7 protein-coding genes are annotated in these 15697 nt (G+C 71.2%); 3 read left to right on the top strand and 4 right to left on the bottom strand.

What is annotated here, in order from left to right; all coding sequences use genetic code 11:
- Nucleotides 1-53: 53 nt before the first annotated feature.
- From ACSFA2_RS06840 to hemC, 4 genes are read right to left on the bottom strand one after another with little or no spacing between them, the layout of a single operon-like run.
- Nucleotides 54-1334 (bottom strand): heme biosynthesis protein HemY, encoded by a 1281-nt coding sequence (locus ACSFA2_RS06840; protein ID WP_435454563.1) that lies wholly within the window; start codon nt 1332-1334, stop codon nt 54-56.
- A gap of 13 nt (nt 1335-1347) precedes the next feature.
- Nucleotides 1348-2436 (bottom strand): uroporphyrinogen-III C-methyltransferase, encoded by a 1089-nt coding sequence (locus tag ACSFA2_RS06835; protein ID WP_435454562.1) that lies wholly within the window; start codon nt 2434-2436, stop codon nt 1348-1350.
- Entirely contained in the window at nt 2433-3209 is a 777-nt protein-coding gene (locus ACSFA2_RS06830; protein WP_435454561.1) for a uroporphyrinogen-III synthase, read from the bottom strand. The genes ACSFA2_RS06835 and ACSFA2_RS06830 overlap by 4 nt, the downstream gene beginning before the upstream one ends.
- Before the next feature lie 16 nt (nt 3210-3225).
- A complete protein-coding gene (hemC, locus tag ACSFA2_RS06825; RefSeq protein ID WP_435454560.1) occupies nt 3226-4161 on the bottom strand; it encodes a hydroxymethylbilane synthase in 936 nt (311 codons plus the stop codon).
- A 68-nt stretch (nt 4162-4229) separates the two neighbouring features.
- Here hemC and ppc point away from each other — a divergent pair, with 68 nt between their 5' ends.
- The 3 genes from ppc to ACSFA2_RS06810 all read left to right on the top strand — a co-directional run bounded on the left by ppc (nt 4230) and on the right by ACSFA2_RS06810 (nt 15687).
- Complete coding sequence (gene ppc / locus ACSFA2_RS06820) at nt 4230-7106, top strand: phosphoenolpyruvate carboxylase (RefSeq protein ID WP_435454559.1); 2877 nt, start codon at nt 4230-4232, stop codon at nt 7104-7106.
- Nucleotides 7107-7278: 172 nt separating this feature from the next.
- Entirely contained in the window at nt 7279-7497 is a 219-nt protein-coding gene (locus ACSFA2_RS06815) for a hypothetical protein (RefSeq protein ID WP_286648920.1), read from the top strand.
- Nucleotides 7498-7500: 3 nt separating this feature from the next.
- On the top strand, nt 7501-15687 hold the full coding sequence (locus ACSFA2_RS06810) for a glycoside hydrolase family 94 protein (protein ID WP_435454558.1): 8187 nt from the start codon (nt 7501-7503) through the stop codon (nt 15685-15687).
- The last annotated feature ends 10 nt before the right edge of the window (nt 15688-15697 follow it).

Genomic DNA, 15697 nt, shown 5'->3' with positions numbered 1-15697 from the left:
TGAGCATTGCCAGGCCGCAGACCCAGGGTCGTGGTCCAGACCCCGAACGGAATTCAGAGGTCTTCGGTCTGCGCCGCGCGCTTCCAGGCGGCCAATGCCTCAGATGCATCGTCGCGCGCTTCGGCGAGTTCCGCCAGGGCACGCCAGGCGCTCCGGTACAAGGAGACATCCTGCAAACCCATGCCGGCCTGCATGAGCAGTTGTTGCGCCTTGCCCCAGAGCTGGCGTTTCATGCACACCATGCCCGCCAGATACTGCAGATTGGCGTTACGCGGATTGCTGCGCTGCGCCGACTCGATGCGCGCAAGCCAGTCGGCGTCGACCGATGCAAGACCGGCCTCCAGAGCCCGGACCAGCTTCACCCGCAAGCTACTCCCCAGACCGTCGGGATGGCTCACCATGAACGCCCACACGGGCAGCAGCCAGCCACGCGCCACGGCCAGATCGCCGTAGAGGGCCACCATCCGCTGCGCCGCATGAATGGCGACCTCGGGCATCTCGCGTTCGCCGGCCTCGAGGTCGGCCCAGGCGCGGATCAACTGCGCCGCATCGTGGGCGCCGGAGAGCAGTTCCATGGCCAGGCCGCGCACGATGCTCTGCGCCGCCGATTCGGAAAAGGCGCGGTGCTTGGCCAGCAAACGGGCGGTCTGAAGCGCCTCGAGCGTGCGGCGCTCCTGCCGTGCCGCCTTCAGGTGCAGGCGCAGCGCCAGCGTGCGGCGCTGCACGCCTTGCGGCAATTCCTTCAGGCGCGCCAACGCGCCTGACGGGTCGTGGTCTTCCAGCGCCCAGCGCGCCGAACGCAGCTGCACGCCTTCGCGCGTCTCGGGGCTCAGCACCCCGCGCTCGGCACTTTCGTTGAGGGCCTGCTGCAGGTGCGCGTCGCGCGCGGCCCGGTCCTGCAGCGACTGGGCGCTCTCGGCCGCCAGCAGGTGCGACAGCACGCGCAGCTGGCGCGCCTGCGGCAATTCGACGTCGAGCGCCTCCAGCGCGCGCTCCTGTGCCAATGCGGCCATGGCCGCGCGGCGTGCGCGCGAGAAGCGCCCGGCCATCAGCTGCACCATGGCGTCGAGCAGTGCCGTGTGCAGGGCACGTTCCTTCTGCTGCACCCGCCACTGGCGCGCCTGCTGGGGTAGCGAGAACAGCGCCGCCAACGCCCGCAGCGCCGCGTACAACAGCACGAAGGTGCCGGCCAGCAGCAGCAGCACCAGGTTGAGCGAGAGGTCGACGCGCCACGGCGGCCAGAACACGGTAATCGTGCCCTGGTTGTTGCCCGCGAAGAGCGCCACCGCGGCGGCGATGCCGAAGAGCGCAAGGAGCCAGAGAGCGGCGCGCATGGGTCGTCGACGCTCAGCGGCCGGCCGCGGCGGTGGCCAGCGCGGCGAGCGTGTCGTCGACGCGCGGCGTCTCGGCCGTGCGGACCTGCAGTTGCACTTGCTGCAGCAGCGTGGCCGCGGTCTGCACCCGACGCGAGGCCGGGTCGAAATAGCGGTTGAGCGACGCCGCCACCAGCGCCAGCTCGCTGCGCGCCGTGTCGACCTGGCGCGACAGCAAGGCCAGGCGTGCGTTGAGCAACTTCAGCTTGAGGTTCTCGCGCAGGAAAAAGGTCTGGTCGGGCGACAGCAGCACGGCCTCGGGCCGTTCGATGCGGCCCACGCGCACCAGGGAGCGCGCCTCCGCCTGGGCCGCCATCAGGATGCGCTTCCACCAGGGGGTATCGGCGGGGATCGGCTCGTTCTGCAAGGCGGTAGCGCCGGTGCCACCGCTGCGCACGCCGACGGCATTGAGCGTGGGCAGATCGTCCACGCCGCGCATCAGCTCGTCGAGTTTCTGCAGCGCCTCGCCGCCGTCACCGCTGGCGGCGGTCCGCAGGCGATCGGCGTCGCGCTGGACGGCCCGCTGCAGCGGGGCCAGCCGCGGCTGGGCAGCGCGCGCGATGCGCACGTCGGCCGCCTTGAGTGCCGCCAGCAGCGGCTCGACGTTGCCAGTGACCTGTGCCTGCTGCAACGCCAGACGCACGGCCGATTCGATGTCCACCACCAGGTTCTCGTCGCGCGAGCGCGACAGGCTCTGCATCAGCTCCTCGAGCTGGGCACGCTGCAATGCCACCTCGGCCACGCGGGTTTCGGTGAGTGCCAGCCGGGCGGCGGTGTCGCGCACGGTCTCGTGGGCCTGCCGCGCCAGCGTGCGCGCCTCGAGCGACTGCGCCGTTGCGTCCGCGCTCTGGCGGGCGAGCTGCTCCTGCATGCCGCCGACCTTCTGCCACAGCACGATCACCAGCACCAGCGCCACCAGGGCCATCACCGCCAGCAGGCCGAGGACGATGCGCGACAGCATCACGGCGCCAAGCGAGGGAGCCGGATGCATGGCCACCGGCACCGGGGTCCGCACCACAGGCTCCGGCACGGTTTCATCGGGGGTCGCGGACACGGAACTCATTGGAACGATTCTATCGACGCGGCCAGGGCGGCCAGCCCCGGCTGCGACAGCACGACCGTGCCGAAACCGGTGGCGCGCGCAGCCTCGCCGATGCGGGGATGGGTGGCCACGGCGAGGGCCGCGCGCCACGCCACCTCGGGCAGGGCCTGGCGCAGGTTCGTGATGCCTTCCGAGCTGCTGAAGAGCCACACGCTGCCGTCGGAGGCAGCCTCGGTCGCCAACCGGCGCTCGGCATCGCCAAAGACCGGCGCGAGCCGTCGGTACGACGCGACGACCTCGACCTCACCGCCGGCCGACTGAACCTCGCGCGCCAGCCAGTCGCGCCCGCCCGGCTGCCCGATGGCGTCGCCGCCGCGCACGATCAACACCCGCGTGCCGGCAACGACCTGAGGGCGAACCACGGCCCACAGCGCTTCGGAATCGAACTGCGTGGCGTCGTCACCCGGCGCATCGATGCACGATGCCGGCACGCCCGCCTCCAGCAGCGCCCGCACGGTGCCAGGGCCGGTGGCCCAGCAGCGCGGCCCGCGATCGGCGCTGAAGGCGGCCGCCACGGGCCCATCGACGAAGTGCGACGCAGCGGCTGCGCTCACGAACATCAGCGCGTCCTGATGGACCACGGTCCGGCGCGCGGCCTCCAAGGCGCCAGCATCTTCCAGCGGCTCGATCGCGATCAGCGGCAAGGCCACGGCGCGCAGTCCCGCGCCGTTCAAGGCATCGACCCAACGCGACGCCTCGTGCGCCGGTCGGGTGACGATCACACGGCGGTTCATCCGCGCGGCGCAGCGGTCAATGCGCGCCGGCCGCACGCAGCCGGGTGACGGCCTCGTCGCCGAGCGCCTCCGCCTGCGCGGCGTCTGCGACGGCGCTTCGCGCCTCGACGCGCACCAGCGCACCCGAACCTTCCGGGTCGCCCCAGGCGGCCTCGATGCGCAGGCTGCCGTCGGCCTGCCAGCGGGCATGCGCCGCCAGCGGCATCGAGCAACTGCCCCCCATCGCGCGGCTCACGGCGCGTTCGGCGGCGGTGGCCAGCGCGTCGGGCCGGTGCATCAGCGGTGCGAGCAGCGCGATCAGGTCGGCGCGATCGGCACGCACCTCGATGCCCAGCGCGCCCTGCCCGGCGGCCGGCAGCATCGTCTCGGGTTCGAAGGCGGTGCGGATGCGGCTGTCGAGGCCGAGCCGCTTCAGGCCGGCAGCCGCCAGGATGATGCCGTCGTACTGCCCCTCGTCGAGCTTGCGCAGTCGCGTGTCGAGGTTGCCGCGCAGCGGTTCGATGCGCAGGTCGGGCCGCAAGGCGCGCAGCAGCACCACGCGGCGCAGGCTGGAGGTGCCGACGACGGCACCCTGCGGCAGCGCGTCGAGGGTGGCGTAATGGGGCGAGACGAAGGCATCGCGCGGGTCTTCGCGCGCGAGCACGCAGGCCAGCACGAAGCCCTCGGGCAGGTCCATCGGCACGTCCTTGAGCGAATGCACCGCGATGTCGGCGCGCCCTTCTTCGAGCGCCAGTTCGAGTTCCTTGACGAACAGGCCCTTGCCGCCGACCTTGCTGAGCGAGCGGTCCAGAATCTGGTCGCCCCGGGTGGTCATGCCGAGCAGGCTGACCGAATGGCCTCGTTCTTGCAGCAGCCGTTGCACATGCTCGGCTTGCCACAGGGCCAGACGGCTTTCGCGCGTCGCGATCACGATGTTGCTCAAGGCCGGATTCCAGTGGTGAAGAAGACCCATGGGATGCTAGCATGTTGCGCCGCAACAACGCAGGCGGCGCACCCTTCCAAAACGAGGAGATGACGCGAATGACGACAGGCAAGAAGGCGCCCGCCAACGCAACCAAGCAGGCACCCAAGCGTGCCCGCAGCGAAGACCAACCGCTCATCGACGACATCCGGCTGCTGGGCCGGATCCTGGGCGACGTGATTCGGGAGCAGGAGGGCAAGGACACCTACGAACTGGTCGAGAAGGTCCGCACGCTGTCGGTCGCCTTCCGGCGCGACGCCGACCACGCCGCCGACCGCGCGCTCAAGCACCTGCTCAAAGGTTTGAGCGCGGCCGAGACGGTCCGCGTGATCCGCGCCTTCACCTATTTCAGCCACCTCGCCAATCTGGCGGAAGACCGCCACCAGATCCGCCGCCGCACCGAGGACGAACGCGCCGGCGAAAGCGCCGACGGCAGCCTCGAGACCGCGCTCGCGCGCATCCGCAAGGCCGGCGTGTCGAGCGCCGCGGTGGTCGAGTCGCTGGCCCACAGCTACGTGTCGCCGGTGCTCACCGCGCACCCGACCGAGGTGCAGCGCAAGAGCATCCTCGATGCCGAGCGCGCCATCGCGCAGCTGCTCACCGCGCGCGACGAGATCGGCTGGCGCCGCCAGGCCTTCGCCGGCAAGAAGGACGCGCTCACGCCGCTGGAGTACGCCGAGAACGAAAGCCAGATCCGCATCCGCGTCACGCAGCTCTGGCAGACCCGCCTGCTGCGCTTCTCCAAGCTCACCGTGGCCGACGAGATCGAAAACGCGCTGAGCTACTACGAAGCGACGTTCCTGCGCGAGATCCCGCGCGTCTACGCCGAGCTCGAACGCGCGCTCGGCCACGACGGCATCGCGTCCTTCCTGCGCATGGGCCAGTGGATCGGCGGCGACCGCGACGGCAACCCGAACGTGACGGCCGAGACGCTCGAATACGCGCTGCGCCGCCAGGCCGAGCTGGTGCTGCGCCACTACCTCACCGAGGTGCACTACCTCGGCGGCGAGCTGTCGCTGTCGGCCACGCTGGTCGACGTATCGGTCGAGATGCAGGCGCTGGCCGAGCGCTCGCCCGACCAGAGCGCGCACCGCATCGACGAGCCCTACCGCCGTGCGCTGACCGGCGTGTATTCGCGCCTGGCCGCCACGCTGCGCGAGCTGACCGGCGGCGAGGCGGCGCGCCATGCGGTGGCGCCGCAGAACCCGTACCCCAACGCCGAAGAGTTCCTGGCCGACCTGCGCACCATCGCCGAATCGTTGACCGACAAGCACGGCGCCGCGTTGATCGCACAGCGCCTGGGCCCGCTGGTCCGCGCGGTCGAGGTGTTCGGCTTTCACCTGGCCACCGTCGACCTGCGCCAGAGCTCGGACAAGCACGAGGCGGTGGTGGCCGAGCTGCTGGCCAAGGCGCGCATCGAGCCGGACTACGCCGCGCTGGCGGAAGACGCCAAGCAGACGCTGCTGCTGCGCCTGCTCGACGAAGCGCGCCCGCTGCGCGTGCCGGATGTGGCCTACGCCCCGCTCACACAGAGCGAGCTCGCCATCTTCGCCGCCGCCCGCACCGCGCGTGCGCGCTACGGTGCCGCCGCCATCCGCCACTACATCATCAGCCACACCGAGACGGTGAGCGACCTGCTCGAAGCCCTGCTGCTGCAGAAGGAAGTCGGCCTGCTGCGCGGCACGCTGGACGACAACGCCACCAACGACCTCATCGTGGTGCCGCTGTTCGAGACCATCGAAGACCTGCGCAACGCCGCGCCGATCATGCGGGCGTTCTACGCTTTGCCCGGCATCAAGGCGCTGATCCAGCGCTCGGGTGCGCTGCAGGACGTGATGCTCGGCTACAGCGACAGCAACAAGGACGGCGGCATCTTCACCAGCAACTGGGAGCTCTACCGCACCGGGCTCGCCCTGGTGGCGCTGTTCGACGAGCTGAACGGTGCGACCGGCGCCAAGAAAAAGGACAAGGCGCAGGAGCCGCCGATCCGGCTGCGCATGTTCCATGGCCGCGGCGGCACCGTGGGCCGCGGCGGCGGCCCGAGCTACCAGGCCATCCTCGCGCAGCCGCCCGGCACGGTGCGCGGCCAGATCCGGTTGACGGAGCAAGGCGAAGTCATCGGCTCGAAGTACGCCAACCGCGAGATCGGCCGGCGCAACCTCGAAACGCTGGTCGCCGCCACGCTCGAGGCGACACTGTTGCCCATGGCCAAGGCGCCACCGGCCGCCTTCCTGTCGGCCGCGGCAGAACTCTCGTCGGCCAGCATGGCGGCCTACCGCCACCTGGTCTACGAGACGCCCGGCTTCGGCGATTACTTCTTCAGCGCCACGCCGATCCGCGAGATCGCCGAACTGAACATCGGCTCGCGCCCCGCGTCGCGCAACCCCAGCCGCAGCATCGAGGATCTGCGGGCCGTGCCCTGGAGCTTCAGCTGGGGCCAGTGCCGGCTCACGTTGCCGGGCTGGTACGGCTTCGGCTCGGCCATCGCGCAGTTCGTCGCGGGGGGCGCCACTGCGGCGGAGAAGAAGGAACGCCAGGCGCTGCTACAGCGCATGTACGTGCAATGGCCCTTCTTCCGCACGCTGCTGTCGAACATGGACATGGTGCTGGCCAAGAGCGATCTGGCGCTCGCTTCGCGCTACTCGGAACTGGTGGCCGACCGCAAGCTGCGCCAGAAGGTCTTCGGCCTGATCGAGGCCGAGTGGCACCGCACGTCGGACGCGCTCACGCTCATCACCGGCGCCAAGCAGCGGCTCGAAGGCAACGCCGACATGCAGCGCTCGGTGCGCCACCGCTTCCCCTACATCGACCCGCTGCATCACCTGCAGGTCGAACTGATGCGGCGCTACCGTGCCGGCGAAGGTGGCGAGCGGCTGCAGCGCGGCATCCACATCTCGATCAACGGGGTGGCGGCGGGCCTGCGCAACACGGGCTGAAGCCGACACTCGGGCGGCGCGCGTTCATGCGGTGTGCGCCGCCTCCTACACCCGGACCTGTGCCTCGACGTGCCTGGGCGGCTTGACACGGGGAGTACCCTGTCGCCTACGTCAGTGGCTTTCGCTCTTTCTCGCGCGGTGGTTGAAACAACGTCTTCACAGGAACCGTGTCATGTCTTACCCGCACTCGCTCGCCCCCTCGAACATCGACTTCATACGAAGCGATTTCGACGCGCTGGCGTCCCACATGCAGCAATGCGCGACGGCGCATGGGCGTTGGTCGATGGCGCGCAGCCACCTTCAGCACGTTCGTGCGATCGCCGCAGGGCACATCGTCACCCTCGCCTGCGTGGCGGTCTTCGTCGGCATCGGATTCGCCATCGCTGCCTGACCGGTGAGCGACACCGCGGTGATCGACCGCCTCGCTTCGCTCAGCGACTACGCCCGCCAGCTTCTCGAACGACCGCACGCGCCGGTCCAGCCCCCCATCCGCGCCGAGCTCTTCGGCCTGCAGCGCTTCAGCCAGCATGGGCGCAGCCTCGCCCGCGCGCAGCCGGTCCAGGCCTCGGATCATGCGCGCCGCAATGCGCCCTTCTTCCCTCGCGTCGACGAGAACCTGGCGTCGCTGCGCGGCGCCTTCGACTACATCGCGCTGATTTCGCAGAGCGGGCGCTACGTCTCGCCCGCGGCCGAATGGCTGCTCGACAACTTCCATCTGGTCGAAGCGCAGCTGCAGCAGATCCGCGAAGGCGTACCGCGCAGCTATTACGCGCGCCTGCCGAAGCTGGCCGAGGCACCGCTGGTGGGGCTCCCGCGCGTCTACGGCATCGCGTGGGCGTACGTCGCGCACACCGACAGCGTGCTCAACAGCGAACTCTTCACTGCCTTTCTCGATGCCTACCAGGACGTGGACGAACTCACGCTGGGCGAGCTGTGGGCGCTGCCCACCACGCTGCGCGTGGTGCTGCTGGAGAACCTGCGCCGCGTCGCGGAGAGCATCGCGCAGAACAAGGTGGCGCGCGAACTGGCGCACGCCGTCTGGGACAGCGCCGAGACGCTGTCGGTCGCCGACCTCGACGCGCTGTTCGCAACCATCCGCGAGCGCGGGCTGGAACACAGCTACTGCACGCAGCTGTGGCAACGCCTGCCCGGCGAACGCACCGCGCGACCGCCGGCGCTCGTCGCCTGGACCGAACAGCACTGCCCGCACGGACCGGCGCTGATCGACCGCGCCCAGACCGACCAGGCCGCCACCAACCTGACGGTCGGCAACATCATCACGACGCTGCGCATGATCGGCCAGGTCGAATGGGCCGACCTGATCGAACCGGTGAGCCGATCGCTGCGCGTGCTGCGCGAACTGCCGAGCTTCGCGCAGGAGAGCGAACTCACGCGCCAGCAGATCACGCATGCCATGGAGCAGGTGGCCCGCATCAGCGAACGCACCGAACGCAGCGTGGCCGAAGCGGTGCTGCGTCTGGCCCGGGCCGGCGCCGCACCCCGCGGTCCGGGCACCGGTGCCGACCTCACGGCCGGCTACCACCTGTTCGGCCCCGGCCGGGCCGCACTGCTCGCCGCGCTCGCGCTGGCACGCACGGGGACGGCCGCACGGCGCGCCGCCGCCGCACCGTCGCGGGCCTGGCGGCTGCCGACCTACCTGGGCTGCATCGCGCTCGGTACAGCGCTGCTGCTCGCGCTCGTGGTCTACGGGCTGCACCGTTCGGGGCGCGACGAACTGGGCCTCGCCACGGTCATCGCCCTGCTGCTGATGGCCTGGCCGCTGTCGGAAGCGGTGATTGCGCTGGTGCACCGCATCGTCGCGGAATCGACGCGGGTGCAGCCGCTGCCGCGGCTGGACTTTGCCGCGGGCATTCCGGCGGTGCACCGCGTGCTGGTCGTCATCCCCACCATGCTCGGCTCGGTCGACGCCAACGAACAGCTGGCGCAGCGGCTCGAACTGCATTGGCTCGCGAACCGCGAGGCGCATGCGCAGTTCGCGCTGCTGACCGATTGGGCCGACGCGCCGCAGCCCGAGCAGCCTGCCGACAACGCACTGCTCGACGACGCGCTCGCACGCATCGCGCAACTGAACGCGACCTACCCGGTCGATGCCGGCGCGCCGTCCCGCTTCCTGCTGCTGCACCGCCCGCGCAGCTGGAGCGACACCGAGCAATGCTGGATCGGCTGGGAGCGCAAACGCGGCAAGCTCGAGATGCTGCTGCGCCTGATCGCGGCCGGCGACGCCGACGGCTTCGTGCCGATGGCGCCCGGGCTGCGGCTGGCCGACGGCATCGCCTACGTGCTCACGCTCGACAGCGACACCGGCCTGCCACCCGGCACGCTGCGCGAACTGGTCGCGATCGCCGCGCATCCGCTGAACGCACCGCAGGTCGACAGCGAGGGGCGCCGCGTCGTCGCCGGCTTCGGCATCCTGCAGCCGCGCGTCGTCACGCCCTTCCCCACGCGCGAGGAGCGCTCCGCCTTCCACTGGATGTTCGCCGGCCAATGCGGGCTCGACCCGTACAGCAGCGGCGCATCGGACATCTACCAGGACCTGTTCGGCACCGGCTCCTTCACCGGCAAGGGCCTTCTGAACGTGCGCGCGGTGCACGCCACGCTCGACCGCCGCCTGCCCGACGGCGCGGTGCTCAGCCACGACCTGATCGAAGGCAGCGTCGCGCGCTGCGCGGTGGTGAGCGACCTGGTGCTGATCGAGGACCACCCGCACCACGCCGGCGTTGCGGCCTCGCGCATCCATCGCTGGACCCGCGGCGACTGGCAACTGCTGCCGCTGATGGGGCGTGCAGGCCACTTCGGCATCGATGCGCTCGGGCTCTGGAAGATGAGCGACAACCTGCGCCGTGCGCTGGTGGTCCCGGCCGCCTTCGCACTGCTCGCCGTCACTGTCTTCACCGATGCGCTGCCGCTCGCCTGGGCTTTCGGCGCCGTGGCCGCAGCACTTGCCCTCGGGCCGCTGCTCGGTGCGCTCGCGGGGCTGGTGCCGACGCGCCGCTCGATCGCGCTGCGCCATTTCTTCGTGGTCGGGTTCACCGAGCTCGCACGCGCACTGGCCGGCGCGGCCTGGCAGTTCACGCAGCTCGCGGCCCAGACCCGGCTGCTGGTCGACGCCACGCTGCGCGCCCTCTGGCGCCTCGTCGCCAGCCGACGCCATCTGCTCGAATGGACCACCGCCGCTGAGGCGCAATCGCAGGCGCGTTACGGGCTGGCCGCCTTCGTGCGCGGCGGCGTGCCGGTCAGCGGGCTGTGCATCGCGCTCGCCATCGCCGCGCTGTGGAGCCCGCATCCGCTGGCGGGCGTGCTGCTCTTCGGCCTGTGGGCGCTCGCGCCCGTGGCGGCCTGGGGGGCCAGCCGCGTGCCGGTGGTCGACCACGACGCATTGCCCGACGACCAGCGCGCGTACCTGGAGACCCTGGCGCGCGACACCTGGCGCTTCTTCGAGCACGCGGTGAGCGAGGCCGACCACCACCTGCCGCCGGACAACCTCCAGCTCGAACCCGAAGCCAGCATCGCGCACCGCACCTCGCCCACCAACATCGGCATGTACCTGCTGGCGAGCTGCTGCGCCCGCGACTTCGGCTGGCTCGACGACGCGGCGCTCGCCGCGCGCCTGGCCGCCACGCTCGACAGCGTCGACCGCCTCGCCAAGCACCGGGGCCACCTCTACAACTGGTACGACACGCAGACGCTCGCGATGCTGCAACCGGCCTATGTGTCAAGCGTGGACAGCGGCAACCTCGCCGGCCACCTGCTGGCGGTGGCACAGGCCTGCCGCGGCTTCGCGGCCACCGCCGACACGGCGACCGGCGACGCGCTCCGCTCGATCGCCGCGCGCTGCGAGACGCTGTGCCACGGCATGGACTTTCGCGGCCTCTACGACCCGAAGCGCCATCTCTTCCACATCGGCCTGCGCGTCGACGACGACGTGCTCGACGCGAGCTACTACGACCTGCTGGCCTCCGAATCACGCCTGCTGAGCTTCCTCGCCATCGCCAAGGGCGACGTGCCGCGCCGCCACTGGATGGCGCTCGGCCGGCCCTTCCTGTCCGTGGGGGCGCAGCCAGGGCTGAAGTCGTGGTCGGGCTCGATGTTCGAGTACCTGATGCCCGCGCTGGTGATGGCCGAGCCCGACGACGGCCTGCTGCAGGTCGCCAACCTCGCGGCCGTGCGCGAGCAGCAGGCCTTCGGCCATGCGCAGGGGCTGCCCTGGGGCGTGTCCGAATCCGCGTACTTCGCCCGCGACCATTCGCTGGCCTACCAGTATTCGCCCTTCGGCGTGCCGCGACTCGCGCTGCGCCGCACGCCGCCGGCCGACCGCGTGGTCGCGCCCTATGCCAGCGCCATGGCGTCGCTGTTCGCGCCGGGCGATGCGGTGGCCAACCTGCGCCGGCTCGAGGCGCTCGGCGCCCGGGGCGACTTCGGCTTCTTCGATGCGGTCGACTTCACCGTGTCGCGCCAGCCCGAGGGCGAGCCGCTGACCGTGGTGCGCAACTTCATGGCGCACCACCAGGGCATGTCGCTGGTGGCCCTGTGCAACGTGCTGCGCGACGGCGCGCCGCAACGCTGGTTCGGCAGCGCGCCGCTGGTGCAGGCGCACGCGGCGATGCTGCACGAGCGCACGCCCCGTCAGATCATCCGCAGCGCCGACCCGCGGCCGCCACCGGAGCCCAGCACGGCCGACGCGGCGCCGTCGCACCAGCCGCGCCTGGTCGACCCGATGGCGCCGGCCTTCCAACCGACGCACCTGCTGTCGAACGGCCGCTACACCGTGGCGCTGCGCGCCAACGGCGCGGGCGTGAGCCGCTGGCATTCCTTCAACGTCACGCGCTGGCGCGACGATCCGCTGCGCGACGGCCACGGCACCTTCTTCTTCGTGCGCGACGTCGGGCACCGGGCGCTCAGCTCGCTCACGGCCCTGCCCGCGCCGGGCCCGGGCTGGACCTACCGCACCCGCTTCCTGGCCGACCAGGCCCAGTTCGAGGCGAGCGGCGGCGGCCTGCAGAGCCGCATCACCGTGCTCATCAGCCCGGAAGACGACACCGAGCTTCGCACCGTCACCCTGCACAACAGCGGCGACACGGCGCGCACGCTGGAACTCGTCTCCTACTTCGAGCCGGTGCTGTCCAACCCCAAGGCCGACGAGGCGCATCCGGCCTTCGCCAACCTGTTCGTCGAAACACGCTGGGAGCCGTCGCTGCGCGCCCTGATCCTGTCGCGCAAGCCACGCCTGCATGGCGACGCGGTGGTGGTCGTGGCGCATTTCCTGGCCTCGACCGATGCGCAGGTGCTGTCGGTCGACTGCCTGGCCGACCGACGTGCGTTCGTCGGCCGCAACCACACGCTGGCGACGCCGCTGCTCGATGCGCAACCGGTCGATGCCGACGGCGCGCCGGTCAACGGGCTCGACCCGATCGCCTGCCTGCGGGTGCGCCTGCAGATCGCGCCGGGCGCGACGGCGCGCTTCACCTTCGCCACCACGGCGGACGAGGACGTCGACACGCTGCTGCCCCGCATCGACCGCTACATGCAACCGATGCACGTCGACCGGGCGATGCGCATGGCCGCCACGCTGGCACAGGTGCGGCTGCGCGACTTGGCGATCGACCCCGTGAAGACGCGCGCGCTGCAGGACCTGACGACCATCCTCACCTACACCACGCCACGCGTGATGAGCGACCGCGGCCCGGTCGACCTGCGGCAGATCTGGCGCTTCGGCATCTCGGGCGACAAGCCCATCGTGCTGGTGCGCATCCATTCGATGATCGGCATCGGCCTGGTCAACACGCTGTTGCGAGCGCAGCCCTGGTGGGGCTTCGGCGGCGTGGCCTGCGACCTGGTGGTGCTCAACGGCGAACCGGGCTCGTACCTGATGCCGCTGCAGCGCGAGATCGAGGGCGTGCGCAGCCGCGTGGGCCAGGAGACGCAGAACAGCTTTCCGCGCAACGACGCCGCCGGTTTCTTCCTGCTGCGCGACGCCGAGGTGGCGCCGTCGGAGAAGGCCGCGCTGGCGACGCTCGCACGCGCCGTCTTCAATGCCGATGGCCGCACGCTCGATGCGCAGGTGGCCGCCCTGCGCGAGGCCGCCGTGCCGACCGCATCGACCGCGGCCGTTCCCCACACGCCGCTCGCACTGCCGGCGCCGCCCGCCCAGGTTGACGACAGCGCCCACGCACCGCAGGGCGGCTTCGACGCGGCGAGCGGCGAGTTCCGCTTCGAGGTCGACCTGAACCGGCGCACGCCCAAACCGTGGGTCAACGTGATCGCCAACGCCGGCTTCGGCTTCCAGGTGTCGGAGGCGGGCACCGGCTACACCTGGGCCGTCAACAGCCGCATGCACCAGCTCACGCCGTGGTCGAACGACCCGGTGCAGGACCCGGCCTTCGAGCACTATCTGCTGCAGGACCTGGACACCCGCGAGCTGCTGCCGCTGACCCCCGCCAGCCGCGGCGCAAGTGCGGCACGGCACCGCGTGCGCCACGGCCAGGGCTACAGCGTCTTCGAATGCCTGCACCGCAACATGGTGCTGGAGACCACCTTCTTCGCCGACCGCGATGAGCGCATGAAGCTCGTCCAGGTGACCGTGCGCAACGAAGGCAGCGGCCGGCGCCGCCTGCGCGCCCTGGCCATGGTCGAGTGGCAGATGGGCGCCGCGCGGGGCGAGCGCCGCACGGTGCACAGCTGGAAGGCCGACGACCTGCCGGCCGTCTTCGGCCAGCAGCGCGAATCGAGCGCGGGCTTCGGCGGCAGCACGGCCTTCGTCGCGCTCGCGGGCATCGCCGCGCCGTCGCAGTGGACCTGCGAGCGCAGCGAATTCTTCGCCGGCCATGGCGGCATCGAGGTGCCCGACGCGCTGGGCCAGCGCGCCGGCAGCGGGCTCGACGCCTGCGCGGCGATCGCCGGCGACTTCACGCTGGCGGTTGGCGAAAGCGCGACCTTCAGCTTCATGCTCGGCCAGGCCGACGATGCCGACGCCGCGGTGGCGCTGGCACGCCGCTGGCAGACCCGCGACGTGGCCGAGGCGCTGGCCCAGGCCCGTGGCTTCTGGGACGACCTGCTCGGGCGACTGCAGGTGCGCACGCCCGACCCGCTGTTCGATGCGCTGGTCAACCGCTGGCTGGTCTACCAGACGCTGGTCTGCCGACTCTGGTCGAAGGCCGGCTTCTACCAGGCGGGTGGTGCCTTCGGCTTCCGCGACCAGTTGCAGGACGCGATGGCCTTCGCGCTGACCGACCCGACGCGGCTGCGCGACCAGATCGTCGTCAACGCGGCGCGCCAGTTTCCCGAGGGCGACGTGCAGCACTGGTGGCACATGCCCGGCGGCGCCGGCGTGCGCACCCATTTCTCCGACGACCTGCTGTGGCTGCCCTATGCGGTGGCGCACTACGTCGAGGTGTCGGGCGATGCGAGTCTGCTCGACGACGACGTCCCCTTCATCGACGGTCCGGGCATCCCCGACGGTGCCGAGGACGCCTACTACGCACCGCGCACCAGCGCGCAGACCGCCAGCGTCTACGAGCACGGCGCGCGCACCATCGACCACAGCCTGGCAGTCGGCATCCACGGCCTGCCGCTGATGGGCACCGGTGACTGGAACGACGGCATGAACCGCGTCGGCCACGAAGGCCGCGGCGAATCGGTGTGGCTCGCGTGGTTCCTCTGCAGCGTGGTCGAGCGTTATGCGCCGATCGCCGAAGCGCGCGGCGACGCCGAGCGCGCGGAGCGCTGGCGCATCGCGCGGCAGGGCTGGATCCGGGCCCTGCACGAGGCCGGCTGGGACGGCGCCTGGTTCCGCCGTGCCTTCTTCGACAACGGCGCGCCGCTCGGCTCGGCGACCAACGACGAATGCCGCATCGACCTCATCGCGCAGGCTTGGTCGGTCCTCTCGGGTGCCTCCGACGCGGCGCACACGCAGCCGGCGATGGCAGCGATGAAGGCGCAGCTGCACGACGAGCGGGCCGGTCTGCTGCGCCTGCTGCATCCGCCGCTGGCGCACTCGCCCAACAACCCGGGCTACATCCAGGCCTACCCGCCGGGTGTGCGCGAGAACGGCGGCCAGTACTCGCACGCCGCGGTGTGGGCGCTGATGGCGCAGGCGCTGTCGGGCGACACCGAAGCCGCGTGGGAAAGCTTCGAGGGCCTGAGCCCGGCGCACCGTGCGCGGCACCCGGAACGCGGCCCGGCCTACGAGCTGGAGCCCTACGTGATGGCCGGCGACATCTACAGTGCCGCGCCGTACGTCGGCCGCGGCGGATGGAGCTGGTACACCGGCTCGGCGGCGTGGCTGCACCGCGCCGCGGTCGAGACCCTGCTGGGGCTGGTGGTGCGCGGCGACCGGCTGTCGATCACGCCGCGCGTCCCGGCGCACTGGCCGGGGTTCGAGATGGTGCTGCGGCTCGGCGGGCGCGTGCTTCGGCTGCAGCACGGCGACAGCCGCACGCAGGGCATGGCGCTGTCGCCAGGCGACTGGATCGATTGGCGCACCTTGCGCCGCGAGGACACGGCTGGAACACCATCGGCAGACCGGCCCGATGCCGTCTGGCTGTCGGTGAGCGACGGCGACTGACGCCGCGTGC

The organism is Variovorax cryoconiti (assembly GCF_051216395.1).
GTDB lineage: Bacteria > Pseudomonadota > Gammaproteobacteria > Burkholderiales > Burkholderiaceae_C > Variovorax.
This window is presented reverse-complemented; position numbering and strand designations above follow the sequence as displayed.

Coding starts and splice junctions, on each gene's coding strand:
- ACSFA2_RS06840 (WP_435454563.1), bottom strand. CDS start 1,334: ATGCGCGCCGCTCTCTGGCTCCTTGCGCTCTTCGGCATCGCCGCCGCG.
- ACSFA2_RS06835 (WP_435454562.1), bottom strand. CDS start 2,436: ATGAGTTCCGTGTCCGCGACCCCCGATGAAACCGTGCCGGAGCCTGTG.
- ACSFA2_RS06830 (WP_435454561.1), bottom strand. CDS start 3,209: ATGAACCGCCGTGTGATCGTCACCCGACCGGCGCACGAGGCGTCGCGT.
- hemC (WP_435454560.1), bottom strand. CDS start 4,161: ATGGGTCTTCTTCACCACTGGAATCCGGCCTTGAGCAACATCGTGATC.
- ppc (WP_435454559.1), top strand. CDS start 4,230: ATGACGACAGGCAAGAAGGCGCCCGCCAACGCAACCAAGCAGGCACCC.
- ACSFA2_RS06815 (WP_286648920.1), top strand. CDS start 7,279: ATGTCTTACCCGCACTCGCTCGCCCCCTCGAACATCGACTTCATACGA.